Raw genomic sequence first — 24,488 nt, forward strand, 5'->3', positions numbered from 1 at the left:
AGCATTGACTCAAATCAACACTTTTCGCTGCAAATTCGAGCGTTGTCGTCCGTTCGTTTCCAGAAGATTCACGGTAACCGAACCAACTTTAAGAATCGTTGGAATTGCAAACGGTTCATCCCAAAGAGGAAACAGCACATATTTATTGCGAAATACCTCCTGCAAACGCTGCTTTTTCAATGGGTATCAATTTAGCCCAACGATAAAGATCAAGGGTAATGGCGAGAAAAATTGCTACTATGGACGTGCGTTTCAGTTCGTTTGGCGATGACGGCGGATTGCTTACGACACGAAATTCAATCTTATTCCAGAGGAAAACGACGATGCCTTCCTCTTCGCCTTGGGTTCGCCCAGTTGCAATAGCCGCAGCACTCTTTGGTCTTCTTACTATTTTCTCCGGCGGAACGGCACTGTTCGGGGGTGCTGCTGCCAGAGATGCAGTCGGAGATGCAGTTCCATTCGTGCTTTGGTTCAATTTCCTGGCTGGATTTGTCTATTTGCTTGGTGCAATCGCGCTCTTTAAATCAACAACCTGGGCAACTCGAATTGCCTGGGTGATGGGCTTATCTACACTACTTGTGTTCGCTGTTCTGATATTAGTGGCACTGTTTGGAACGCCGTTTGAATGGCGAACCGTCGGTGCAATGACCATACGCACTGGATTTTGGCTGGCGATAGCTGTAGCGCTTTCCAGAACCGCATGAGCCGACCAAACGACGCCGCACCCGCGTCCAAAAAACTTGGCAAGACAGTCACTTTTGATTGAGATCAAGGGCTGAAGCGAACGGTTTCGGCATAGTTGGCGCGCTTTTCGGATCGATTTACGGGAGGATCGAAATGACAGTGCTGATTGCCTACGGCACCGTTGAAGGTCAGACTGCCAAGATTGCTCGTTTTATCAACGATGTCACGAGGGTCTTGTCAGAGGAACTTTGCTTGAGCGGGGCAGGGTGGTCGCATAGCTTCTGGCAATGACCAAACCCGTCTCGTTCAAATACTTCAAAACCAGCCCTGAGATTATTCGCCTGGCGGTGATGCTTTACATCCGTTTTCCGCTTTCATTGCGGAATGTCGAAGACCTGCTGAACGAGCGTGGCATTGATGTCAGCCACGAAACCGTCCGATATTGGTGGAATAGGTTCGGTCCGATGTTTGCCTCGGAAATTCGCAGAAAACTGGTCCAGCAATTGCGGGCATACTCAAGGTCGAAGTGGCATGTCGACGAAGTCTTCGTAAAGGTAAACGGTCGGCGGCACTACCTGTGGCGCGCCGTTGATCACGAAGGCGAGGTGCTTGAAGCCGTTGTCACCAAACGCCGAAACAAACAGGCAGCACTGAAATTTCTCAAGAAATTGATGCGGCGACACGGTGCTGCGGATGAAGTTGTCACCGATCGCTTCGCGTCATACCGAGCCGCGCTCAGAGATCTCGGTGCGACGGAAAAGCAGAAGACGGGCAGGTGGCTTAACAACCGGGTTGAGAACTCACACCTTCCGTTCCGACGAAGAGAACGCGCGATGCAGCGATTCAGGCGTATGCAAAGTTTACAGAAATTCGCCGCCGTCCACTCCTCCGTCTACAACCACTTTAACCAGGAGCGATCTCTAACCAGCCGAGGCACCTTCAAGCTGACACGCGCCGCTGCTCTCGCCGAGTGGCGCGAACTTGGCGCGGCATGAAGGACAGCTCTACTGGCCTAGTTGAGACTAGTTCGAATTTGTCTGACAGCACCAAAAAAGCTTCTTCTGGTCCAAACCACATCGATCTCCCAAGGCTGTTAAACTGAGCACCATCATGCACCAATTCTGTAGCAACTCAACGACAGGCCCATCGGCGCAAAGGCCGCTCCATTCACATTCCGGTGGTGCACCACGGGTAACGGCACGCAAAGCGGTCACTCACCACAATTTGGCGAACGACGGCACCGAGTCCATTGCAGACATAGCCTGTAGTTCAAAATGAGTGTTACTAAGACAATTAGCATCTGAAAAACATGACACCGCAACTAGTAAATATCCCAATTCTCGAAACACAGCGCCTCCGCCTTCGCGCGCCGCTGGCCTCGGATTTCGAGGCGTTCGCCGGGTTTCGAATGTCCGAGCGGGCGGTGACGGTCGGCGGTCCTTTCACACGCTCAGAGGCCTATGCTCAATTCGGTGAACTGTTTGGCCATTGGATTCTGCGTGGATTTGGTCGTTGGATCGTCGCCGACCGCTTATCTGATGAACCTTTTGGGGTGGTAGGGTTGTGGTTCCCCGAAGGTTGGCCTGAGCCTGAAGTAGCTTGGTCTGTTTTCGAAGGTGGCGAGGGTAAGGGCATCGCTTTCGAAGCCTCGCTTGCGGCTCGCGAATTTGCGTATTCATCTCTCGGTTGGAAAACCGCAATCAGCTTGATTGTCGAAGACAACCCGCGATCTTTTGCTCTGGCAAAACGTTTGGGCGCAGAATACGAGGCACCTTTTCAACACCCTGTGCTGGGAACGATGCAAATCTGGTGTCATCCAGGGCCAGAATATTTGTCCTGGCCCTCTCTCGGTGCCTTTTAGGTTAATTGGCTAGGGCGCATCGTTTGGTTGATAACTTGCTGAGGCAGCTAAGCGATACAATGATGAAGTTGATCGGCAGCAAAGTCTGAGCTGCTGATTTTCGTGTCCAGCGCAGAGAATAACAGGACCGCGCCCGACCCAGCCGTTGCTGGGCAGCCATTTGCTGGGTTAGCCTTGTCAGAATGAGGACGACCATCTCGATAATCGGAACATGGGTATTGAAGAGTTTCGTCACCGAGTTTGACGACGGCTCCACTTTCCTGCCCTATGGCGACAACCCGCAAGGCCGGATTGTCTACGCGGGCGATGGGTTCATGTCGGCTCACCTTTGGAACCCGGACATGCATGTCGAGGGAACCAACACAAGTGACGACCCCAGCTACTTCTCGTATTGCGGTGATTGGTCATTTGAAGGCGCGGTCGTTCGGCACCGGGTTCATGCTGCGACCGAGGCATCTTGGGCCGGGCAGGACAAATTGCGAACCATGACGCTAATTGGCGAGCTTTTGGAATTGACGGCGGAAGGGGTCGTTTTCGGGGGAAAACAAGGACGGGGTATTTTGGTTTGGGAACGTCTGAAAAGGTAGGCGACAGCGATAATCGGCGAACGACCGTTTTGTCCGCGATGTGTGAGTTCGACAAAGCCGGGAGTTCGCACTTGCAGCGAATGATCGCAAAGCGGGCTGCGAACGCGGCATCTTGATCACTTGGCCAACAGAAGGAATGGGCCGGTATTCGATTTTCAAGGTCGAAGCAGTACAAGTATTTCTAATACAACTTTCACGCAAACGCCGCATCGTTTGATACTTTGTTTCAAAAGCTGGTCATGCTCTGATGCAATCATGAAAATGAATAGAACCGCGCTGGCCTATGGAGCATTGTTGCTTGCAATGCTGATCAGCGCTGGGAACTTCTTGTTCGGTAATCTGGCAGTTAGTGAAGTGCACCCGGTTGTACTGACTTTTTGGCGCTGCTTGATTGCGGCAATGTTTGTATTTCCTCTTGTTATGAGAGGGCGGAGCAAACCGCTCCAACACTTCAAAAGAAGTTGGCTCCGCTTTACAATCCTTGCTTGCATTGGTGTGGTGGCGACGCCTTGGTTTGTATATTCAGCGCTCCGATCCAATGACCTAATAGATCTTGGCGCGGGGTACACCAGTGTGCCTTTGTTGACGATCTTGTTTTCTGCATTCCTGCTTAACGAACGCTTGCGTTCTGTCCAGTATTTGGGCGTAATAATTGCACTCATTGGGGCGCTGGTTTTTGCGTTTCGTGGTGATCTAGAAAACCTATTCAATTTCAACCCGCATCTCGCCTTCCTGTTGATGATAACGTCCAATGCTTGCCGCGGGCTATATTTGGTTCTTCTCAAAAAATGGAACATGCACCCCAGGCCTGACGAAGGCTTGTTCGTGATTTTCATTGTTGGAATTGTCGTTCTGCTGCCGTTTGTCGTGATTCACGAAGCTGGCACGGTTCAACCGTTAGACTATTCCTGGCAGGTCTGGGGCTCGATCTTGTTCATTGGAGTTGGCATGGGTGCTATCTATCTCCATTTGCTCAATTTCGGGACAAACGAAGTTGGCGCATCAACTGCTTCCCTATTTGCATATCTCGTACCGATACTCGTTGCGGTCGAAGCCGTTGCTCTAAAGGGTATGGACTTTCAGATTTATCAAGGCGTCGGCGGTGTGCTGATTATCGGTGGTGTTCTAATCGCAACCCGATTGCACAGTCGACCAGCTGCTACGGACCATCCGCCTCATTGATAGGTGCGCTGCCAGTGGAACGGTATCTGGCATCGTTTTTGGGTGCCGCGATTTGAATGGAATATTTTACCGCACTGCCCAGCCAACAAGACGCGAAGCTCAATCCGGTAAACCAGCTTTCATGAGGTCACCGACAAATTTGTCAAGATCGCGTTGTTGAAGGTTTTCGAACGCCAGACGGACGCGCGAACAAGACATGTCGGGGCGTTTTTCCTGGCTCTGGCGAATTATTCGTCTCGCCTCGTCTGTGGCTTTTCCCCGTATCAATATTGCCGCCAACACATAGCGGCCGAATGGATCAACCGATTTCCCCTCTAATGCTGTTCTCGCACAAGCCTCGGCCTGGTCAAATCTGTCGAGAAAATAAAGACAAAATGCTTTAGCCAACAACTTGATCTTGAAATATGGACCGGATGGGCCAAATCGGGTTGCGGTCTCAAAATGCGGTAACGCAAGCGTCGCCTGCCCATTTGCGAGATGCGCATATCCAAGGACCAAATGTGCGTTTGCTGCGCTTGGGTTGAGGCTGACTGCGAGTTCTGCCTCTGCTATCGCGGTGTCGTGTCTGTCAAACTGGGTGTATGCACGGGCGAGGCTGGCATGCGCGAAACTACTTTGTTCATCCAGTGCCACAGCGCGCTCTGCGTGATAGAGTGCACGTTCCTTCGCCCCTTCCCGATCATCGACCTGGTCAAAGAACAGTTTCCGAAGCTCGGCATTTGCCATCACTGCATGCGCAAGCGCATAGTCCGGCGTCATGTCGATGGTTCTGGCTAATATATCCTTTGCCTTTTGAGTATCTTCATCTGTGAATTTGAATAGATGCCACAGTGCTTTTTGAACTTTGTCCCAAACGTTGACCTCACCACGTTTTAGTCGGGCTTGTTCACGCAAGTCGAACCGCAACTCCCAATCTATATGCCCAACAACGGCCGAAGCGATTTCCTCCTGCAGGGAAAAAACATCATCCGTTTTGTGGTCCAGGCGATCGGCCCAAAGATCATGCCCATTCGATGTATCTACCAGATGGGCCGTTACGCGAACGCGTTGATCGTCATAGCGCACGCTGCCTTCCACCAAATAATGCGCCCCGAGACGTTGCGCGATTTCCTCGCCGGCTAGTGAAGCATCCTTGAGGAGCTTGGTGGAAGTGGGTGAGACCACCGACAGCCAATCCACCTTTGCAAATTCGGTCACAAGTTCATGGTTGATGCCCGCCACAAATCCATTGTCGTCACTTTGCCCACTGATACAGTCGAATGGCAACACTGCGATTACCGGCTTTTGCGGCGTTGGAAGCTGAGTGACCATCTGATCAAACAGACGGTCTTTTTCGGCTGGAGGCTCGGTCATTGGTGCAAGGGTTTCGGCCTCAGGTTGAGAGCCTGACAAAGGTTCCAGTGTTGTCGGAAATCGAAACACAGGTCCGTGCCTGGGCCATTCGACATTGTTGAGTGTCATGTAGTCTTTGAGATTGTGAGCTGCGTACAAGAATGCGTGGCTGCGTGCACCGACGCTGAGGTTCTTGTGCGCGAAATTCAGGCCCACTGCTACACGGGCCAGCAAGTATTGGCTTTCCATAAAGCTGAGCCGATGGCTTTCGTGGCGCTCAACCCAACTCATAGCCCCTCGTCGGAGAGTTCTGACGAACTCGACGATGCCGACGTCATCTTGCCAAAGCCCCAATGTGTGGTGTTTTGAATGAAAGAGGCCAAGGTCATCAAGGATGGCATCCCATTGAGCAGGACTACAGTTTCCGCGTCGTGCCAGCAGGTATGCCAACTCAAAATACGCATGATCGTAAAACAAAAACTGGTTGTCTTCGTATAGCGCCAAATCGATCAGAAAATAATCAGGATCGCGGCTTTGGTGCGCTCGAACCAGTACATTGTACCCATGGAGATCCCCATGCACGCGACCTTGCGCCGCTCTGAGGCTCAATCGGCCTGGCAGTTTCTCGTCGCAGGCAAAAGCCAACGGATTCGGGTACCAATGACCTTCAAACATTAGGCAACGTTCGTTCGGATCATGACCGCAAACATCCGAAAGGAACTGGTGTAGACGACCTAGATCGGGATCCAGTCTGTAGCCGAGCCATCCGGAAAGAAGATCCCGGGGCGAGTGCAATCCGGGTGCCATTTCATAATCGACGTTCCAGTCGTCAAGGAGACTTCTCGACAGCCGCTGAAGAACGTTCAAGGCGAGCTCGTAGCCACAATCGTTCCAGGGAAGCGAATACTCAAGTCCTTGCGCCACGACCGTGGAAAGGATCGCGATCTTACGGTCGTGTTCCAAAGAATGGACGATGCGTGCCAGATGCTTTGATCCAAACGCAGGAACCGCCTCGAACGCCTCCAGATGCCTTTGGTTTTCGGCTTTTTCTTTCCATTCCGGATCGGGAAGGGCGTCAAATTTGAGAATGGCCTGACCACTGAATCCATCGCATGTAATGTCGACAATATAGACAAGGGCGCCGGACTTACCGGCGCTTAGCTGACGGTGAAAGTAAACTTCATTCTCTACTGACCACTTGTCAGTTATCAGTGGCAGAAGCTCGATATATGCTTCAGGCCATGAGAGATCATCGATGGCGGGCATTAACGTCACTCCGCAGAAGTGCGGCCAAGGAAGGTGTATATCTGTAAGGCGGCACCGTTTCCTGACATGATACACACGCAATAGTTTGAACCAAGGCGTTTAAATCGACCGGTCAGAGCTTTCTACGCGACGGCTGGACCTGCCCTATAGAGCCCGAAGGGCTGCAACGTGCGTGAAAGTCCGCTTTGAACGAGAAAAATACCGATGAGCATTTGAACGCGATCAAGGGTGCATTCGGCCGCTCCTAACAAGTTGCGGAAAGAAATCTCGGTATCCCCAGAAATTTCAGCGTTGACGTGTAGATTGAACCGAGTTGGCTACGCCAACTCGCCGACCATCGATTTCAGGTGGCGCATGTCCGTACCGCAGCACCCTCCAAATACTTGAATCGACGGATTCTGTCGCGCAATCGAGGCAATCTGTTTGCCAAGTTCGATTGGATCGCCTTCGTCCAGCTCATCCGCTTCGTCAAGTTCCGCATGCGAGCAACTCGAAGCGTTAGCCACCAGGCCTCTAAGTCGGTGGTGGTTGCCAAGCGCTCCGGCGAAATGGGTCGGATGAGCGCAGTTGACCATGAAAAACAGCGCCGCGGAGTCGGTTGCCCCGTCGATCTGATCAATTACGTCCACAAGTTTGGTTCCGTCTGCCAGGCGCCCGTCTGTCTCAACAACCAGAGACATTATGATTGGCAAATCAGCGTCTCGGGCGGCGAGGATGCATCCCGCTGCCTCGCTGGGACGGTTGAATGTATAAGCAGTGACCAGATCGACGCTTGTGTCTTTCAGGCTTTGCATTTGAGCGGCGTGGTATTGACGTGCATCTTCGACGGATACCGGCGGGATATCGGCGTAAGGATCATAACCTGGACCGATGCAGGCCGACACCAGTACATCATTGCGTGCGGAAGCTTGGCGCAGGTCTTCCATTAGACTGACCGCATCTTTGTTTACTTCGGCGAGCCGTTCTGCATCGTACCCCAAGGGCGCTGCCCGGTCGGCGTTCGCCATCCATGTGGGCGCATCAAGGATGCATCCGACATTCATTTCACGGGCCAGATCGACAAGTGCCTGCATTTGACCGGCCAGTATTACCCTGGTATCAGGTTCTTCCAGCAATGGAAACGACGCGAAACCAGGTAACTCAACTCCATGATTGAATATCAGGTCGGTGCCGGTGCCGGCATAAACCAGAAAGGTCTTGTCACCTTCGAATGGGAACTGTCGCGCCATTTTGATCCACGCCTATTGCCGCTACCTCTTCACAGGAAACCTACTTTGTGTTGGGCCTCCTGTGAACCTTAGGACAGCGACAGGATGTATTCCATCAGTATGAACTCATTTTCAGGACACCTCTCTACCGCAGCGAAAGTCTCCTTCGGAGGGCTGCACAGCAGCGTCATCAAGCCACGGCCAATGGTCGGTTTGGGCCGCGTTTTCTAGCACACAGGGTTTTCGTAGATCTCGCCATCTGTCCCAACATCTTTGACGAAGTGCTCGGACACTCCGTTTACTCTTTCTTTGATGCAAGTTGATAGATCACCCGTGGAAATACGACATAACTGAGCGGCGCGGGCGATGGTCAGCGCAGTAGTTGCAAAGTTGGCATTGTCTTCATCAAGCACGGTTCGAAGAAATTGCCCTGTATCACTATCGTACTCAGGCCAGCCATAGACTTTCGCTTGCTCCAAGTAGGTTCCGGCAACTGCCGTGCAATTGGCATTGCGGGCATCAACTCGATTGATTTCGCGCTCAGTCGTCGAAACCTGCCAAGAATACCAAAGGGCAGCGGCTGCAATGATCACCGAGAGCGCCGACACGTAAAACTCTGCCTTTTCAAACCATGGTTTGCCGTGCTTCTGCTCCTCGCTCGAAGTCAATTTCTGTCTCCTCAAATAATCTCCATACGGTTGGTCGCTAGTAATGGAGATCTTCGCAACGAAATCGACTGCAGGTCAATGTCCGCTTAAGGGAAGCCGCGACGCAGCACCGACAACTTTTGATGGAAGGCAGCTCTGGGCCGCCCCATGTAGGCGGCCCAACTTCACTAGATTTCAATGGCTTCAGCGATGGCTAGGGCATCCTCGAGTTCGACGCCCAGATATCTGACCGTACTGTCCATTTTGGTGTGGCCCAAAAGGAGCTGAACCGCACGAAGGTTTCCGGTCTTCTTGTAGATCTGAGTGACCTTGGTTCTTCGCATCGAATGCGTGCCATAGGCGCTTGCTTCTAGACCGATCGACGTGACCCAGTCGCGGACGATCCGCGCATATTGACGGGTCGAGATGTGCAGCCGCTCATGGAAGCGACCCGGCCAAAGGTACTCGGAGCCGACCATGAGCTCGTCTTCCATCCACTTCTCGACCGAGGCGCGTGTGCCTTCGGATATCTCAAATCGCACAGGCTTCTGTGTTTTGCTCTGTAGGACCGATGCCCGCTCCTTGATCTGACCGGACGCCATGACATCAACGACTTTCATCTTCACCAGATCGCAACCGCGGAGCTTGCTATCGATCGACATGTTGAACAGCGCCAGATCGCGATGATTCTCGGCGAGTTCGAGCCTGACGCGGATCGCCCAGACATGTTTTGGCTTTAGTGGTCGCTTTTGACCAACGATGCGGCCTTTGTTCCAGGCTGGGCGCAAAGCGCGAATGGCAGGTAGGTTTGGTGTGTCCATGACTTATCCTCCGATCCGCCATGCCCTCCCAGAACGACAACCCGACGTTGACCGATGCAACATATCACAGGATGCCGCGCCGCATTTGAGGTCTGGAACGAGCCCAAAGCCGACAATCGGATCCCGTGGTAAAGACCAGTAAACGCATCATTCCCTGGCCGACAAGCACATCAACTTGCCGCAGCTTCTGAACTATTTCTTCCGGCTTATGTCTCTTGTTCGTCATTCTCGGTCCTCCGTTTCTCAAACATAACGGTGGCCCAAATCAAATGGGGCACTCCAGTTGGTTGCGCGTGTAATGGTTGACTGAACGCTCAAGTAGCGAATTCACTGCTTTCAAAGAAAACCGCCTGTTTGAAGGAGCGGTCTCTCGACAATGTTGGGCAAGGGCTGATTAGATGTCTACTTTGCCCAGCACAGGGCTTATGCGCAACTTTGGTCTTGTCTAGCTGACTGCCGGGGCCACCGTTCTTGGCGAAACGGTTGAGCAACTGCGAGATATTCTCATGCTCCGCCACCTCATGGCACCAAGCGTTCCAACTGCACCAATGAGCAACAGAATGCTTGTAGGTAGTGGCACTGGCGCAGGCGCAACCGTGCCGTAGTTGCTCAGCGCAAATGGACCCCTTCCGGACTTTGTGAAACTAACCGTATCAGAAGCAGAAGACAGGAAGAATGCGGTCGCTGTACCGTACTTAACAAAAAACAACCCTTTGGACACATTGAACGAGTAGTTTTCGCTGTTCCCGGTGCCACCAAGGCCACCTCCACCTAAATCAAATTTGACTACATCCGAGGAAACGCTCGAATACCCGATGTTGGTTAGATAGGATGCGATATTTGCTTCATTAGCGCTGCCGATAGACAGCCCGTGAGAAAACATCGAATCCAAACTTCCGTCCTCAAGAATTCCGACGCAGGAGTTACAATTCACGGAGAATGAAGCCGACGATTGATCGACAATGTTCACAGTCAGTGCATTTGATGCTGTGACTGAAAGCATCAACGACATAGTGGCCGCAAGGACCCTGGAAAAAGCACCAGCAAACAACTTCATGAATCACACCCCCCAAGACAACACCACTTTTATAACACAAACTGTTCTGAAATTGAATTTTTTCAAGTCTGCGACCACGGGATTAAAACATTGACATAATTTGCATATTTTGTGGAAACGATTTGTTTCCAAATGGCGAATAATATACTATCGAACTCGCTGTCATTTTTTGTTCCTCGCTACGAGAGATGCCGCTTCCCTGCCGCCATCTTGCGACAAGGTGATGTCACGTTAACTGCCGTTCGATTGCTCTTGCCTGGATTAGGACGTAGGTGGCATCGATGAATTCATCTCCTATCAGCTACAAGCGTCACCGATTTCCCCCTCAGATCATCGCCCATGCAGTGTGGTTGTACGCCCGTTTCAATTTAAGCCTGCGCGAAGTTGAAGAGATGCTGCTGCAGCGTGGGATCGACGCGTCTTACGAGACTATCCGGCGTTGGGTCATCAAGTTTGGGCCGCAGATCGCTCGCAAATTGCGACAGCGACAGGACCGTCCCGGCGATGTCTGGCATTTCGATGAGGTTGTCGTGAGAATTTCTGGTCGCAAGTATTGGCTTTGGCGCGCGGTCGATCAACATGGGGCTGTGCTGGACGAAATACTCCAACCGAAACGGGACAAACGGGCCGCAAAACGGCTGTTGCGCTGCCTGATAAAGCGCCATGGTTTTATTCCCAAGCGGATTATCACGGACAAGCTGCGCTCATATGGCGCCGCCAAGCGGGAGATCGCCCCGGGTCTGGATCACTGGTCGCACAAGGGTCTCAACAACCGCGCCGAAAACAGCCATCTACCGTTTCGAAAGCGAGAACGGACAATGCAAGGCCATCGGTCTCCGGGCGGGTTGCAAAGGTTTGTGGCTACCCATTCAGCCGTTCGGAATTGCTTCAGTGTTCCAACTCGCCGTCGCTCCGCCTTAACAATCAGATATCACCGTCTCGAAGCGCTTGACACCTGGATTGCCGCCACTCAAGCAGCTTGAAATCCGATCATCAGAATTTCTTGGCGGGTTCGAAGTTAAAGTGACAACACCAGGGCATGACATCTTTTGCCGTCAAAGGGGCGGTCACGTGTGTTGCCGCCTGCAGTTCCGCCGCGCTGATCAGGCGTGCCAGATCCTCGACCCCCAGATTGAAGGAGTGTCGGTAGCGCTCCAGAATACCTGCAAGTTCTTCTTCGGACAGGCCAAGGCGCTCTGAGGGGTTCTTGTCTTCCGATTGATTATTGCTCGGATCGTCGAATTGCCGGAATGGATAGTGACGTCCGGTGATCCGGGCATAGACTGTCGCAAGGATGACAAGGACACAGGTTCCGACCGCAATCGGTGCAAGCGCAAACCAGAACCCCAATTGCGCGATGGCCTCGGGATTCAATGCGGCCGTCATGGCGACGGCTCCTGCCGGCGGATGAAGCGCCCGGCACAGGATTGTTGCGGTAATGGCAAGCCCAACTGCAAGCGCAACGCGTAGCGCCGGGTCTGCGATTGTCATGCAAACAGCCACGCCGACAAGGGCCGCCACCGTATTGCCGACAACGGCGGACCAAGGCTGCGCGAGCGGGCTATTTGGGACAGCAAAGAGCAAGACAGAGGTCGCTCCGAAGGGTGCTACAAGATAAAGACCCAAATCCAGATCGGAACCCGGAGTCAGAAGGAACAGTCCCGTCAGCCCAAGACCGACAAGAGCACCCAGACCCGCACGAGCCGCTTCAATCGGTGAAACGCGGGAAACGGCCGGCCCAAGAGATCTGAGAATATACACGGCGCAGGCCCCATCCTTCTTCTTCTGCGCACAGTTTCAGCAGAATGCAAAAAGTTCAACCGCAGGGTTGCAGAGAGAATGCCGACCAACGACTTTGCCACTTTATTGGATGGGCGACATGGGAATTGGAAGCTGCTTGAAAGTGGGTAAATTTTTCAACACATCAGGCTGCTCTTTTGCACATCAAGGCTAAAGCAGATGGCCTGGCCCTTGGCGACCAAAGCTCCAGTCGTTTTCTACCCAGCCTTTCCAACGGTCTGCCACGCACGGCGCAAGACACAGGACGCATGTGAAAAGTGCATTTGCTCCCTCTCAGATACAAGCTTGAAGCATGTTTGTCGGCGGATTTGAGCCCTTTTTGTCAACATCAATTGAGGCCCGCTCAATCGGGTTGTCTTCTATGTTTTAGCTGGACAAACGAGGGTAGGCCGCTTTCGGACTTTGCGAGAGGATACTTTTTGCTGCGTCACCCATGGCACCCATGGCGATCTCGTGCCACGATTTGTAGTCCGAGGCGAGGTTAAGAACCGGCCAGTCGCTGCCGAACAGCAGCCTCTCTGGGGCATAAATGCCAAGAATGTGGGCAATGTAAGGCTCAAGGCTGCTTGGCTTCCAATCGGTCGAGGCTTCGGTCACAATGCCCGACAGTTTACAAAACACCTGCGTGTTTTCGGCAATGTCAGCCATGTCCTGCGCCCAGCCCTCATAGGCCCCATTGCGGATTTCGGGCTTGGCGCAATGGTCAATGACGACTCGCAAATCGGGGTATTTTGCCAGAAACGCTTTGAGATGGTGTAGATGGTGGGGCAATACCAGAGCATCGAATGTCAGATCATTTTCGACCATGGCAGCGATAGCCGGACGCAGATCATCGCGCAGCATCCAAGCGTCATCGGGAATGTCTTGTATCATCGGGCGTAGTCCAAGAAGCTTTGGATGGGCCGCCCATCGCGCGATCGAGGCTGGTGCCGTTTCGGCGGCAAGGTCCACCCACCCGACAACCCCTCGTATCCAGTCATGCGTGTCTGCAAGAGACAGCAGGTATTCAGTCTCGGCCTCAGTATCGGCGGCCTGAACCGCGATGGTTCCACTGATACCCGCCTCGTCCAGCAAAGGTTTCAAATCCTTGGGCAGAAAATCGCGATATAGCGTTTCAAGCTCGGGTGTCAGCCAGCCGTAATCGCCTCGATCGAGCTTCCAGAAATGCTGATGCGTGTCGATGACCATGCTAAAACCTCTGATCATGTTTTTTGTTAAGCCGCCTTAAGCGGCTCCGAATTCCGGTGTTGATCCACCGTGAAGCAACGTCAGTTCCCGGGCCAGTTCCCGGTGCATATTCACGATTTCGTCCAGAGAGGGGACTTTCAGATCGTCGACACGTTCCAGATAGGGGCAGCTCAGCACCGCTGCGGCCCTGCCGCCCGGGCCAAAAATCGGGAAAGCCACATTGGTTACACCGATCGCAGTTGCAGACGGCATTTTTTCATAGCCCAAGCGTCGGATGCGGGCGATATGCTCCATGAACTCGCTACGGTCCAGCGGGGGTTCACCTACGGCAAGGCGGTGCTGCTCGATCAGGTCCTCGACTTCTTCATTTGAACGGAAGGCCGCCAGCACCCGGCCAGAGCCTGTATTCCCCAGCCCCACGACGGTTCCGGTTTTCAGCGCAAGGCCCCAATTGCCCGGAGACTCCGCTGAGGCCACGATCACGATATCACCGTTGCTTTCCATTCCCATATGGCAGGATTGCCAAGTTTTTCGTGTTATCGCGCGCATACGGGGCAGGGCACTTTCGATTACCCGTCCAATCGGCGGGTGTCGCTGCGAAATAGCGAACATCTTCAGGCCAAGTGAATATCGATCGCCTGACAGGGACCGGATGACATACCCGCGCCGTACCAGTGTCGAGAGCATCCGGTAAATCTCAGACGGGGACCGTTCCAGCGCCTTTGCGACCTCTCCCTGGGTCAGTCCCTCACCGTGGTCAGCCAAAAGCTCGATGATATCCAGGCCTTTTTCCAGCGCGGGTGCGCGGTATTTGTCGGTGATGTCGTCCATACAGTGCCCTGTCGCGCAATATTCCTGATTGATTTTCAGTCATTGGGAAGGCTAAGTCAACATTGATTTATAGATGAATAAATGTTTTAAATACGAACAAACAACAAGCATCGCTTGATTGCATCAGGGAGGACATGATGAAAAAATCCAGCATTTTAATGGGTTTGATGGTCGGAACAGCGATAGTCGCGGCCGTCGAATCGGCAGGTGCGTCGGATTGGGGGAACTTTGATGGCGTGACCATCGAGGCGAAACTGATCGGCGGACAACAATACGAAGGTCTCTATGGCCGTATTGCCGAATGGGAAGCTGCGACCGGTGCCAAGGTCGACATTATTTCGAAAAAAAGCCACTTCGAGATCGACAAGGAAATCAAGTCGGACATGGCCGCTGGGACCACCAGCTGGTGCGTGGGTTCAAACCACTCTTCCTTTGCGCCCCAGTATGAAGGGCTCTATGTTGATCTGAACGAGCTGGTTCCAGCGGAAACCATTGCCGAATTCGTTCCGGGCAACATTGGCGCCTCGACGGTCGACGGCCAGCTTTTGATGCTGCCGCGCGCGCAGTTTGACGTTTCAGTGCTTTATTACCTGAAGTCGAACTATGAAGACGCCGACAAGGCCGCCGCGTTCAAGGAAAAATACGGCTATGATCTGGCTGTTCCCGAGACGTGGGAGCAGGTCAAAGATCAGGCGATCTTTTTTGCGGACCCTCCGAATTTCTACGGCACTCAGTATGCAGGCAAGGATGAGGCCATCGTGGGTCGGTTCTATGAGATGGTTGTCGCCGAGGGCGGCAACTATCTGGACGAAAACAAGAAACCAATCTTCAATTCCGAGGCAGGTCAGCGCGCGCTGCAGTGGTTCGTAGACCTGTACGAGGCCAAGGCGGTTCCGGCTGGCACGACGTCCTATGTGTGGGACGATCTGGGGCAGGGCTTTGCCAGTGGAACCGTGGCGCTGAACCTGGACTGGCCGGGCTGGGCCGGGTTCTTCAACGATCCGGAATCGTCCAAGGCTGCTGGCAACGTCGGCGTTGCTGTGCAACCCATGGGTTCGGCGACGCGGACCGGTTGGTCCGGGCATCACGGGTTCTCGGTCACCAGTGACTGTGCAAACAAAGACGCCGCAGTATCGCTTGTTCAGTTCCTGACCAGCGAGGAAAGCCAGTTGGCCGAAAGCGCTGGTGGCTCGCTGCCGACACGGACAGCCGTTTGGGAGGCCAACGTCGCTGCGGCGCAAGCTGGTGATGACGCATTCCGCGCCGAAGCTCTGGCCGCGTTTGCCGAAGGTGCGAAATACGCCTTTGCGGTACCGCCAATCCCGGAATGGGGCGAGACCACAAACCTGGTCTTTCCGGAACTGCAGGCCGCCATCGTTGGCGACAAGACTGTGCAGCAGGCGCTGGACGATGCCGCGGCTGCGGTGGACGAGCTGATGCGGGAATCTGGTTACTACTGAACCCGGACCCACAAGTATCCGCGGCGGGTGTTCCGCTGCGGGTGAACCCCCAAGACCCCCAAAAGGTGCACCATGACCCGCCGCCGCTTGCCCGAGTGGTTAGTCCTTCTGTTGCCTGCGATCATCGTGATTGCCGCAGTTGTTCTGATCCCTCTCATCTTCTCGCTCTATTCCAGCTTCACGTCGTACAAGCTGACGCGGCCTTCGACGCTGTGGAAATGGGTGGGGTTCTTCAATTACGAAAAAATCCTGACCGATGCGAAATTCTGGGCGGCGTTCGGGCGCACGGTGCTGTTCCTGACCATCGTTCTGAATCTGGAACTGCTGTTGGGACTGGGCATTGCGTTGATGATGAACAAGGTCACATGGGGGCAGCGTACGCTGCGCACGATCCTGATGTTCCCGATGATGTTCTCGCCCATTCTTGTTGGCTTTCAGTTCAAGTTCATCTTCAACGACAATATCGGGCTGGTGAACAACGTGTTGCAATCGGTGGGCTTCCAAAATGCCTCGCTGCCGTGGCTGGTGGACGGCAACCTTGCGATGTTCTCGATCATGTTCGCGGAAATCTGGATGAGCACATCCGTCTTCGCCATTCTGATCCTGGCCGGTCTGTTCGCCATGCCGCGTGACCCGCTCGAGGCCGCCAAGGTCGATGGCTGCACCGCCTGGCAGACCTTCCGCCACATCACTCTGCCGTTCCTGATGCCATTCATTTTTATTGCCATGACCATCCGCTCGCTGGACGTCGCACGGGCCTATGACATCGTGCAGATCATGACAGGCGGCGGCCCTGCCCGTCGCACGGAACTGTTGTGGACGTTGATGAGCCGCACCGGCTATGTCGATGCCCGCATGGGGCTGGCGAACGCGATGGGTTATATCTCGATCCTGCTGTCGATCCTCTTCACCATCTATTTCTTCCGCAAGCTCAGCGCCGCACGTGCTGAACTGGGAATGGCGGGGTAGGGCCAATGGACCGCAATCTAGCACATCGCAATCGCCGCCGCGCCCTGAAAACTGCGCACTTCATCGGGCTGTTCCTGATTATGTCGATCATTTGCATTCCCGGGCTCTGGATTGTTCTCAACTCGTTCCGTCCAACGGTCGAGATTATGGCCAAACCGCCGGTCTGGACCCCCAGCTTTACGCTAGACCACTACCGCGCCATGTTCGGCGGCGCGGGCGAGGGCGGTGTGCCAGTGTTCAGCTATTTCCGCAACTCGCTGATCGTTTCGGTCGTCTCAACCTTCATCGCGATCCTGATCGGCATGTCGGGCGGCTATGCCTTTGCCCGCTATCGCTTCAAGGGCAAATCGGGCTATTTTGTCGGGCTGATGCTGTTCCGCGCGGTTCCCGGTGTGGCGTTGTCGCTGCCCCTGTTCATCGTGTTTGCCCGGGTCGGCATCATCGACACCCATTTCGGCCTGATCCTGGCCTATGTGGCGATGAACGTGCCGTTCACCATCTGGTTGACCGACGGGTTCTTCCGCCAGATCCCGAAAGAGCTGCACGAAGCGGCAGAAATTGACGGCTGCACCCGCTGGCAGGCATTCTGGAGGGTGGAATTTCCGGTGGCGCGCTCGGGCGTTGCCTCGGCGGCGATCTTTGCCTTCCTCACCTCGTGGAACGAATTCGCGCTGGCGTCGCAGCTGACCCGCTCGGTCGGGTCCAAGACGATGCCTGTGGGTCTTTTGGATTTTACCGCCGAATTTACCATCAACTGGGGGGGAATGTGCGCGCTTGCGGTTCTCATGATCGTGCCCGCGCTGGTCCTGACCTTCATCGTCCAGAAACACCTGATTGCCGGCCTGACCTTCGGCGGCGTCAAAGGATAAGAAAATGACTGAAGTTACCCTTTCCAATGTCGTCAAGAAATATGGCAAACATCAGGCTGTGCACGGCATTGACCTGGGCATCCATGACGGAGAGTTCGTCGTGCTGGTCGGCCCTTCGGGCTGCGGCAAGTCGACGACGCTGCGGATGATTGCCGGACTCGAAGAAATCTCCGGCGGCGAGATCGCCATCGGCGGCCGTGTCGTCAATGACCTGCCCCCGCGCGAACGTAACATCTCGATGGTGTTCCAGAACTATGCTCTGTATCCGCATATGACCGTGCGCGAAAATCTGGGTTTTTCCCTGAAGATCGCCAAGCGTCCCGAGGATGAAATCGCCAAATCCGTGACCGAGGCAGCGGGCATTCTGGGGCTGGACGAGCTGATGGAACGCAAGCCCGCCGAACTGTCGGGCGGTCAGCGCCAGCGCGTCGCAATGGGCCGCGCCATCGTGCGGCACCCCGACGTGTTCCTGTTTGACGAGCCGCTGTCGAACCTTGACGCCAAGCTGCGCACCCAGATGCGGGTCGAGATCAAGAAGCTGCACCAGAAGGTCGGCAACACCATCATCTACGTGACACACGATCAGATCGAGGCGATGACGCTGGCGGATCGTATCGTTCTGATGCGCGACGGCAATATCGTGCAGGTTGGCACCCCACTGGAACTGTTCAACACGCCGGTAGATACCTTCGTGGCGACCTTTATCGGCTCGCCGCCGATGAACCTTGTCGATGGTGAGGTATCCGGCGGCACCCTGCAGCTGCAGGGTGGTATCGAGCTGCCTGTTCCCGCATCGGCGCGGTCGCTTGTGCGCGACAGGCAAAAGGTGCGGTTCGGTTTCCGCGCCGACAACCTGATGCCAGTCGGCCACTCGGTCGAGGAAGAAGGCGAGATCACAGAGCTGGACCTGTCCGTCACGCTGACCGAACCGCTTGGCACCGAGACGCTGCTGTTCGCCGAACTGGCAGGGGTCGAGGTTCAGGCCAAGATGTTCAACCCGCGCCCCGTCGCTCCGGGCGAGGCTATGAAGTTCCGCCTGATGCTGGACAAGACCCATGTCTTTGACGCGGCATCGGGGAAGGCGATCCGGGGGTAAGCATGGCGACAATCACTCATATTGAACTGCGCATGATCGATCTGGTGCCCAAGGTGAAACGGGTCGACGCCATTCAGACCTTTGTCAGTCAAGAAACCCCGATCCTTACTGTCTATGACAGCGACGGCGTCAGTGGTACGGGCTATTGCTATACCATTGGCACGGGTGGGCCATCTGTCATGGCGCTGCTGGAACACACGCTGGCCCCGATGCTGATCGGGCGCGACGCGGACCGGATCGAAGGCATCTGGCGCGACCTGCTGTTTGCCACTCACGCGACAGCGGTGGGCGCAATCACCTCGTTGGCGCTGGCCGCCATCGACACCGCGCTTTGGGATCTGCGTTGCCGCAAGCAAGGTCTTCCGCTTTGGAAAGCCGCCGGGGGATCGCGCGAAAAAGTGCCGCTTTATTCCACCGAGGGCGGCTGGTTGCATCTGGAAACGCAGGCGCTGGTCGATGACGCGCTGTTGATGCAGGCACAGGGCTTTCGCGGCTCAAAGATCAAGATCGGCCGCGATCACCTGAGCGAAGATGACGCGCGTCTGGGGGCGGTCCGGTCTGCCCTGGGTGGCGGGTACGAGATTTTGACCGATGGCAATCAGGGCTTTACTCTGTCCGAAGCGATCCGCCGGGCGCGGGTTCTCGAGGAGCACGGGATAGGCTGGTTCGAAGAACCGCTGCCCGCCGATGATGTGGCAGGCCATGTGCAACTAGCGCAACACACCAGCGTGCCGATTGCGGTGGGCGAAAGTATGTATTCGCTGAGCCAGTTCAAGGATTACCTGCAAATGGGCGCGGCCTCGATCGTGCAGGTGGATGTGGCCCGGATTGGTGGCATCACCCCGTGGCTGAAGGTGGCGCACATGGCCGAGGCGTTCAACGTCATGGTTTGCCCGCATTTCCTGATGGAGCTGCACCTGCCGCTGGTTTGCGCTATCCCTAACGCAAAATGGCTGGAATACATCCCGCAATTGGACACCGTGACCAACGGCCCAATCCGGATTGAGGACGGTCACGCCATCCCTTCTGATGAACCCGGTTTGGGTATCGATTGGGATTGGGATGCGATTTCGCGGCTTTCCGAGGTCAAAACCGTCAAGGAAGGTGCATGATGCAGCGCATGGGCATGGTAATCGGGGTCAAACCCGAGATGATCGAAGAATATAAGCGCCTGCACGCCGCCGTCTGGCCGCAGGTTCTTAAGCAGATCAGAAACAGCAACATTCGCAACTATACCATCTTCCTGCGCGAGCCGGAAAACCTGTTGTTCGGGTACTGGGAATATCACGGCGAGGATTTCACTGCGGATATGGCCAAGATGGCCAAGGACCCGGTGACTCAGGAATGGTGGACCCATACCGACCCCTGCCAGTCGCCTCTGGCCAGCCGCGCCGAGGACGAGCAATGGTCGATGATGCAAGAAGTATTTCACACGGATTAAAAGCTATGACTGACACAACGGGCCGTCTGGCCGGAAAAAAGACACTCATCACCGCCGCAGGCCAGGGCATCGGACGGGCGACGGCCGAGCTGTTCGCCGCCGAAGGGGGCGAGGTCATCGCCAGCGACATCAACGAGGATGCGCTGGCGGAATTGGCTAACATCCCGCGTGTCACTGCGCTGAAGCTGGATGTGACCGATGGCGCCGCAGTAGAGGCCGCCGTTACAGATATCGGCCCGCTGGACGTTCTGTTCAACTGCGCGGGCTATGTGGCGAACGGCACCATTCTGGAATGTGACGAAAAGGACTGGGATTTCAGCTTTGATCTGAACGTCAAGGCGATGTATCGGCTGATCCGTCTGACACTGCCGGGAATGCTGGACAACGGTGGCGGATCGATCATCAACATGTCCTCGGTCGCGTCCTCGATCAAGGGCGTGCCGAACCGGTTTGCCTATTGCGCGTCCAAGGCGGCGGTGATCGGTATCACCAAGGCAGTGGCCGCTGACTATGTCACCCGTGGCATTCGCTGCAACGCGATCTGCCCGGGCACCGTTGACAGCCCCTCGATGCACGGACGTTTGCGCGCCACCGGCAACTATGAACAGGCACTGAAGAACTTCATCGCACGTCAGCCGATGGGCCGCATCGGAACCGCCGAAGAAATCGCGGCATTGGCGCTGTACCTCGCCAGCGACGACAGCGCCTTCACCACAGGACAGAACCACGCCATCGACGGCGGCTGGTCCATTTGATTTGCAGGAGAATTGAGAGATGAAACTGTTGCGCTATGGCCCGGTCGGGTCCGAAAAACCGGGTTTGCTGGATGCCGAAGGGAACATTCGCGACCTGTCGGGTGTTGTTGATGATGTTTCGGGCGACACTCTAAGCGACGCCGCGCTGGACAAGTTGCGTGGCATCGACCCTGACTCATTGCCGTTGGTCGATGGCGACCCGCGTATCGGCGCCTGCGTGGGCCAGGTGGGTAAATTCATCTGTATCGGCTTGAACTATGCTGACCACGCCGCCGAAAGCGGCATGGAACTGCCGCAGGAGCCGGTGATTTTCTTCAAGGCCACTTCCTCGATCTGCGGGCCGAACGACGACACCGAAATCCCGCGCAGCTCGGTCAAGACCGATTGGGAGGTCGAGTTGGGCGTGGTGATCGGCAAGCACACCAAATACGTCAATGTCGAAGAGGCGCTGGACCATGTGGCAGGTTATTGCGTCATCAACGACCTGTCCGAGCGTGATTTCCAGCTGCACCGCTCGGGCCAATGGGTCAAGGGCAAGTCGGCGGACACGTTCGGCCCGATCGGTCCCTGGCTGGTGACACGGGACGAGGTTGCCGACCCGCAGAACCTGCCCATGTACCTAGAGGTCAACGGCCACCGCTATCAGGACGGCTCGACCCGGACCATGCATTTCGACGTGGCAACCGTTATCTCGCACCTGTCGCAATTCATGTCGCTGCAGCCCGGCGATGTAATCTCGACCGGTACGCCTCCGGGTGTCGGTATGGGGCAGAACCCTCAGACCTATCTGAAGCCTGGCGACGTTGTTGAACTTGGCATCGAAGGGCTGGGTGTTCAACGTCAGAACGTGGTGGCGGGCTGATGGTTACCATTACCGACCTGAAAACCTTCGACCTGCGGTTCCCGACCTCAGACTCGCTGGACGGGTCAGACGCAATGAACCCCGACCCGGATTATTCCGCCGCCTATGTGGTGCTGGAAACCGATGGCGCGTATCAGGGCCATGGCCTGACCTTCACCATCGGGCGAGGGAATGAGATTTGCATTACCGCTATTGAGGCGATGCGGCACCTGCTGGTCGGTCTCGATCTGGATTGGGCGCGCGAAGACATGGGACGGTTCTGGCGCTATGTCACCGGCGACAGCCAGTTGCGCTGGATCGGGCCGGACAAGGGTGCAATCCATCTGGCCACCGGTGCGGTGGTCAATGCGGTCTGGGATCTGCTGGGGAAAGAGGCTGGCAAGCCCGTCTGGCAACTTGTCGGGGAAATGACGCCCGAGGAAATCGTGCAACTTGTCGATTTCCGCTACATGACCGATGTTCTGACCAGGGACGAGGCGCTGGACATTCTGCGCAGGGCCGAACCGGGCAAGGCGGACAGGATCGCAAAGCTGAGGGCCGAAGGTTATCCCTGCTATACCACCTCGGCAGGATGGCTGGGCTATTCCGACGATAAGCTGCGCCGCTTGTGCCGCGAAGCGCGCGAGGCCGGATTTACCCATACCAAGTTCAAGGTGGGCCGCGAACTGGCCGACGACATCCGCCGCCTGACTATCGCCCGCGAGGAACTGGGCGAGGGCATGAACATCATGATCGACGCCAATCAGGTATGGGAGGTCGATCAGGCTATCGACTGGGTCAAGGAACTATCATTTGCGCGACCTTTGTTCATCGAGGAACCCACCAGCCCCGACGATGTGGTTGGGCACAGAAAAATCCGTCAGGCAATTGCCCCGATCAAGGTGGCGACGGGTGAAATGTGCCAGAACCGCATTCTGTTCAAACAGTTCATTGCCAACGAGGCTATTGATTTCGTGCAAATCGACAGCTGTCGTCTGGGCGGTTTGAACGAAGTGCTTGCGGTACAGCTGATGGCAGCAAAATTTGGCTTGCCGGTCTGGCCCCATGCCGGCGGCGTGGGCCTGTGCGAGTATGTGCAGCATCTGTCGATGATCGATTATGTGGCGATCACCGGTGAAAAAGACGACAAACGCATCGAATTTGTCGATCACCTGCACGAGCATTTCGTCGACCCCTGCATCGTGGAGAACGGTGCCTATCAGGCACCTGTGGCGCCGGGGTTCTCCATCGAGATGAAGGCAAGCTCGATCGCCGATTATCAACATCAACCATCTGCAACGCAAACCGCCGAGCAAGGAGCGGCCTGATGCGACAGAACCTCATTGGGAATACCGGTGTGCGCGTGACCGAGGCATCGTTTGGCTGTGCGAGTATCGGAAACCTGTACCGCCCAGCGACCGACGCGCAGGTGGATGAGGTGCTGCAATGCGCTTGGGACGCGGGAATCCGTTATTTCGATACCGCACCGCATTATGGTCGCGGCCTGTCCGAAATGCGACTGGGCCGCTTCCTTACGCGGTATCCCCGCGACGAATACGTCATTTCAACCAAGGTTGGGCGGGTGCTGTCACCCGGATCAGCGATGGTCGAGGCCGATGGCTTTGTCGATCCGCTGCCCAACGCGGTGCGCTATGACTATTCAGGCGACGGGATTGAAGCTTCGCTGGAACACAGTTTTGGCCTTCTGAATACCAACTACGCAGATATCGTCTATGTCCACGATATCGGTGAATACACTCACGGACAGGACAATAGCGCCCATATGGAAGCCTTCCTCGGGTCGGGATATGAACGGCTGGTAAGGTTGAAGGAGCAGGGCAAAATCCGGGCTTTCGGGCTGGGCGTGAACGAAAACCAGATTTGTCTCGACGTAATGGACTATGGCCCCATCGACGTGATCCTGTTGGCTGGTCGGCTAACACTTCTGGACCGATCGGCAGAACAGGAGCTCACCGCCAAATGCCGAGCGCTAGGTACCAGCCTGGTACTGGGCGGCGTGTTCAATTCGGGCATCCTCGCTACCGGCCCGGTCGAAGGAGCAACCTATGATTATGTCCCGGCATCACCGGAAGTCATCGAGCAGGTTAAAAACCTTCAAACAAGAGCCGAGGTGCTTGGGCTGCAACTGGCAACTGCGGCGCTTCACTTTGCCAAACGGCATGAGTTGGCAGCCTCTGTCCTGTTGGGAACAGCTAGCGCGCGGTCATTGCAACGAAACCTTACTGCATTGGATGGACCAACGCCTGATGAGTTTGACAGTCATTTCAGGCGAGGATTTTGACGTGCAAGATGATGACAGGCGCAATCCGCCTAGCCGATAACCTAGGGTCAGAATTCAAAGCCAAAAAGATGACGGTAGCCGCCTGTGCGATGGCTGAGAGGAAGACCTATGGGCACCTGTCGTATCGGGTTGCCACACGTCGCCAATCTTTCAACCTTCCGAACATGATCTCGTATCACTGCCCGACAGTGCATTGCACAGCAATGTCACGAGAGGGGGGGTGCGACTATGTAGCGACGCTTGTCGTACTTCACCGCTTTTTTTGGCTGCTTCCGGCTTGGGATGCACATG

The 24,488-nt window shown here is 55.3% G+C and carries 23 protein-coding genes and 2 pseudogenes; 16 read left to right on the plus strand and 9 right to left on the minus strand.

The window, feature by feature from the left end:
* Nucleotides 1–218: 218 nt before the first annotated feature.
* The 5 genes from ACR0FB_RS13745 (at nt 219) to ACR0FB_RS13765 (ending at nt 4,314) form a co-directional block, all read left to right on the plus strand.
* Nucleotides 219–704, plus strand: a complete 486-nt coding sequence (locus tag ACR0FB_RS13745; RefSeq protein ID WP_480620923.1) for a hypothetical protein — start codon at nt 219–221, stop codon at nt 702–704.
* A gap of 267 nt (nt 705–971) precedes the next feature.
* Nucleotides 972–1,679, plus strand: a complete 708-nt coding sequence (locus tag ACR0FB_RS13750; protein WP_480620922.1) for an IS6 family transposase — start codon at nt 972–974, stop codon at nt 1,677–1,679.
* Nucleotides 1,680–1,993: 314 nt separating this feature from the next.
* Nucleotides 1,994–2,545: a GNAT family N-acetyltransferase gene (locus ACR0FB_RS13755; RefSeq protein ID WP_480620920.1), complete on the plus strand. Its 552-nt coding sequence runs from the start codon at nt 1,994–1,996 to the stop codon at nt 2,543–2,545.
* Between the two features lie 182 nt (nt 2,546–2,727).
* Nucleotides 2,728–3,132, plus strand: a complete 405-nt coding sequence (locus tag ACR0FB_RS13760; protein WP_480620918.1) for a lipocalin-like domain-containing protein — start codon at nt 2,728–2,730, stop codon at nt 3,130–3,132.
* Between the two features lie 255 nt (nt 3,133–3,387).
* Complete coding sequence (locus ACR0FB_RS13765) at nt 3,388–4,314, plus strand: DMT family transporter (RefSeq protein ID WP_171638578.1); 927 nt, start codon at nt 3,388–3,390, stop codon at nt 4,312–4,314.
* 99 nt (nt 4,315–4,413) lie between these two features.
* Here the strand turns inward: ACR0FB_RS13765 and ACR0FB_RS13770 are convergent, their stop codons facing one another.
* The 5 genes from ACR0FB_RS13770 to ACR0FB_RS13790 all read right to left on the minus strand — a co-directional run bounded on the left by ACR0FB_RS13770 (nt 4,414) and on the right by ACR0FB_RS13790 (nt 10,645).
* Nucleotides 4,414–6,912 carry a tetratricopeptide repeat protein gene (locus ACR0FB_RS13770; protein WP_480620916.1) on the minus strand — a complete coding sequence of 833 codons (2,499 nt, stop codon included), beginning with the start codon at nt 6,910–6,912 and terminating at the stop codon, nt 4,414–4,416.
* 317 nt (nt 6,913–7,229) lie between these two features.
* A complete protein-coding gene (locus ACR0FB_RS13775) occupies nt 7,230–8,141 on the minus strand; it encodes a homocysteine S-methyltransferase family protein (protein ID WP_480620914.1) in 912 nt (303 codons plus the stop codon).
* 206 nt (nt 8,142–8,347) lie between these two features.
* Nucleotides 8,348–8,788 carry a hypothetical protein gene (locus ACR0FB_RS13780; RefSeq protein ID WP_480620912.1) on the minus strand — a complete coding sequence of 147 codons (441 nt, stop codon included), beginning with the start codon at nt 8,786–8,788 and terminating at the stop codon, nt 8,348–8,350.
* Nucleotides 8,789–8,955: 167 nt separating this feature from the next.
* A complete protein-coding gene (locus ACR0FB_RS13785) occupies nt 8,956–9,588 on the minus strand; it encodes a tyrosine-type recombinase/integrase (RefSeq protein ID WP_480620910.1) in 633 nt (210 codons plus the stop codon).
* Nucleotides 9,589–10,033: 445 nt separating this feature from the next.
* The gene (locus tag ACR0FB_RS13790; RefSeq protein WP_171724689.1) at nt 10,034–10,645 is read right to left on the minus strand and encodes a VPLPA-CTERM sorting domain-containing protein; all 612 of its coding nucleotides are present in this window, start codon (nt 10,643–10,645) and stop codon (nt 10,034–10,036) included.
* Nucleotides 10,646–10,926: 281 nt separating this feature from the next.
* Between ACR0FB_RS13790 and ACR0FB_RS13795 the strand changes: the two genes are divergently transcribed.
* Entirely contained in the window at nt 10,927–11,628 is a 702-nt protein-coding gene (locus ACR0FB_RS13795) for an IS6 family transposase (protein ID WP_480620908.1), read from the plus strand.
* Between the two features lie 55 nt (nt 11,629–11,683).
* Here ACR0FB_RS13795 and ACR0FB_RS13800 read toward each other — a convergent pair.
* The 3 genes and pseudogenes from ACR0FB_RS13800 to ACR0FB_RS13810 all read right to left on the minus strand — a co-directional run.
* Nucleotides 11,684–12,406: pseudogene (locus ACR0FB_RS13800) on the minus strand (HPP family protein); the annotation flags it as partial.
* 405 nt (nt 12,407–12,811) lie between these two features.
* On the minus strand, nt 12,812–13,633 hold the full coding sequence (locus ACR0FB_RS13805; RefSeq protein WP_480620906.1) for an amidohydrolase family protein: 822 nt from the start codon (nt 13,631–13,633) through the stop codon (nt 12,812–12,814).
* 36 nt (nt 13,634–13,669) lie between these two features.
* Nucleotides 13,670–14,464: an IclR family transcriptional regulator gene (locus ACR0FB_RS13810; protein WP_171630722.1), complete on the minus strand. Its 795-nt coding sequence runs from the start codon at nt 14,462–14,464 to the stop codon at nt 13,670–13,672.
* A 137-nt stretch (nt 14,465–14,601) separates the two neighbouring features.
* Here ACR0FB_RS13810 and ACR0FB_RS13815 point away from each other — a divergent pair, with 137 nt between their 5' ends.
* The 10 genes from ACR0FB_RS13815 to ACR0FB_RS13860 all read left to right on the plus strand — a co-directional run bounded on the left by ACR0FB_RS13815 (nt 14,602) and on the right by ACR0FB_RS13860 (nt 24,197).
* Nucleotides 14,602–15,924: an ABC transporter substrate-binding protein gene (locus ACR0FB_RS13815; RefSeq protein WP_171630720.1), complete on the plus strand. Its 1,323-nt coding sequence runs from the start codon at nt 14,602–14,604 to the stop codon at nt 15,922–15,924.
* A gap of 72 nt (nt 15,925–15,996) precedes the next feature.
* Nucleotides 15,997–16,893 (plus strand): carbohydrate ABC transporter permease, encoded by an 897-nt coding sequence (locus ACR0FB_RS13820; RefSeq protein ID WP_171630712.1) that lies wholly within the window; start codon nt 15,997–15,999, stop codon nt 16,891–16,893.
* A gap of 5 nt (nt 16,894–16,898) precedes the next feature.
* Nucleotides 16,899–17,762: a carbohydrate ABC transporter permease gene (locus ACR0FB_RS13825; RefSeq protein ID WP_171630711.1), complete on the plus strand. Its 864-nt coding sequence runs from the start codon at nt 16,899–16,901 to the stop codon at nt 17,760–17,762.
* A 4-nt stretch (nt 17,763–17,766) separates the two neighbouring features.
* Nucleotides 17,767–18,858 carry an ABC transporter ATP-binding protein gene (locus ACR0FB_RS13830; protein WP_480490889.1) on the plus strand — a complete coding sequence of 364 codons (1,092 nt, stop codon included), beginning with the start codon at nt 17,767–17,769 and terminating at the stop codon, nt 18,856–18,858.
* 2 nt (nt 18,859–18,860) lie between these two features.
* The gene (locus tag ACR0FB_RS13835) at nt 18,861–19,970 is read left to right on the plus strand and encodes a mandelate racemase/muconate lactonizing enzyme family protein (RefSeq protein ID WP_480620903.1); all 1,110 of its coding nucleotides are present in this window, start codon (nt 18,861–18,863) and stop codon (nt 19,968–19,970) included.
* Nucleotides 19,967–20,299, plus strand: coding sequence for an L-rhamnose mutarotase (locus ACR0FB_RS13840; protein ID WP_245223649.1), 333 nt, complete (start codon nt 19,967–19,969; stop codon nt 20,297–20,299). The genes ACR0FB_RS13835 and ACR0FB_RS13840 overlap by 4 nt, the downstream gene beginning before the upstream one ends.
* A 5-nt stretch (nt 20,300–20,304) precedes the next feature.
* Nucleotides 20,305–21,054, plus strand: a complete 750-nt coding sequence (locus ACR0FB_RS13845; RefSeq protein ID WP_480620901.1) for an SDR family oxidoreductase — start codon at nt 20,305–20,307, stop codon at nt 21,052–21,054.
* A gap of 19 nt (nt 21,055–21,073) precedes the next feature.
* Nucleotides 21,074–21,916, plus strand: coding sequence for a fumarylacetoacetate hydrolase family protein (locus ACR0FB_RS13850; protein ID WP_171630703.1), 843 nt, complete (start codon nt 21,074–21,076; stop codon nt 21,914–21,916).
* Entirely contained in the window at nt 21,916–23,223 is a 1,308-nt protein-coding gene (locus ACR0FB_RS13855) for an L-fuconate dehydratase (RefSeq protein ID WP_171630701.1), read from the plus strand. Before ACR0FB_RS13850 ends, ACR0FB_RS13855 begins: the two co-directional genes overlap by 1 nt.
* A complete protein-coding gene (locus ACR0FB_RS13860; protein WP_480620898.1) occupies nt 23,223–24,197 on the plus strand; it encodes an aldo/keto reductase in 975 nt (324 codons plus the stop codon). Before ACR0FB_RS13855 ends, ACR0FB_RS13860 begins: the two co-directional genes overlap by 1 nt.
* Before the next feature lie 106 nt (nt 24,198–24,303).
* Here the strand turns inward: ACR0FB_RS13860 and ACR0FB_RS13865 are convergent.
* Nucleotides 24,304–24,488: pseudogene (locus ACR0FB_RS13865) on the minus strand (hypothetical protein); the annotation flags it as partial.

This window comes from Ruegeria sp. P10, from assembly GCF_056534925.1.